Annotated in this window: 2 protein-coding genes and 1 pseudogene; all 3 read left to right on the top strand. The window is 61.1% G+C overall.

Translation table 11 applies throughout. The features are described 5' to 3' along the window. On the top strand, positions 1–355 hold a 355-nt coding region (locus AC1D34_RS38165; RefSeq protein WP_476827102.1), incomplete at its 5' end, for a hypothetical protein. A gap of 153 nt (positions 356–508) precedes the next feature. Further along, entirely contained in the window at positions 509–973 is a 465-nt protein-coding gene (locus AC1D34_RS38160; protein ID WP_441508952.1) for a hypothetical protein, read from the top strand. Further along, a pseudogene (locus AC1D34_RS38155) lies at positions 966–1,118 on the top strand (HlyD family secretion protein); the annotation flags it as partial. The gene AC1D34_RS38160 and the pseudogene AC1D34_RS38155, both read left to right, overlap by 8 nt.

The raw sequence follows: 1,118 nt of genomic DNA, 5'->3' as shown, positions 1-1,118 counted from the left end.
TCACAAGAACTGCGCGAATGGACTCTGGCGTAGCTGTGCAGCAGGATCAGGCAAAAATTCCAAAATAGGGGGGTGGATTTTGGCCACATCCGAGGAGTCCTCGAGGCCTGCCGCCGTCGACTATGGGGCAGCGACGATAGCCTTCGACGGCGTCGGCGGCCTCCTGCACGGGAACGGCCTCTACAGCATCGTTTTGATTACCAGTCGCCCCACCGTGATGCGCGACCAGACCGTCCCCATCGTCCCGGTCGTTTCGTGCCAGCTTCAGAGTAGCCGTGAGGGGCTCCTATCCCTCAAGAAGGCAATCGACGACTTGCTCTTGGCCACCTCCGCGCCTCACGGTCAGGCGCAGTGACGGACCCGTGCTTCTGGCCGTCAGCTACGTGTTGCTGCTGGAATGGCTGCAGCAACATCCGGCGAATCGCTCCCCGAGCTTTACAGCATCCTTGCCTCGATCGCGGGGAGCGCTGCTCCGTCGCGATAGCGTCAAGTGTCGGGTGCTAAAGCCATGCCATCGCCCAATATGCATCCTGCCGCCCCGCACCATTTGCCGGCATTCATCACGACACCAGGAGAGAGCGACTATCTCATGGTCGCGATGGCGGTGCTCCTCGTCGTCGCGGTCCTGACGGTTGGCATCATCTTCTTCCGCCTGCATACATTACCAGAGCGGATGGCGCACAAATCCCACAAGATCCAATTCGAGATTGTCGCAGTCCTTGGGCTCTTGGCGCTGTTCACGCATATCCACCTTTTCTGGGTGGCCGGGCTTCTGCTGGCGCTCATCGAGTTTCCCGATTTCTCTGGCCTCTTCGGACGCATGGCTCACGCTCTCGAGCGAATAGCAGGCTCGGCGCCTCGCCGCGGCGCCGGCTCACCAGTTGAGCCCCCTCATCCATTAAATTCCCGAACGAAGCCGGTCGAGCCCGCCCCGAAAGGCCATGCCCCGCAAAAGGCGCCAAGCCATGCTTGAGCTACTGTTCTGCTCGCTTTTGACGGTCCTGCCGGACTACCTATTCCGCCGCTACGGTCAGGGTCGTCGTATCGGCAAGGAGATCACGCTGTTCTCGGTCTGGTTCGAACTGCGCTGGGGCATCACGGCCTGCGCCATGCTGACC

The organism is Allobosea sp. P1_A7, from assembly GCF_056406775.1.
This window is presented reverse-complemented; position numbering and strand designations above follow the sequence as displayed.

Bases quoted from the DNA above. Each gene is read 5' to 3' on its own strand.
- AC1D34_RS38160 (WP_441508952.1), top strand. From the start codon at position 509: ATGCCATCGCCCAATATGCATCCTGCCGCCCCGCACCATTTGCCGGCA.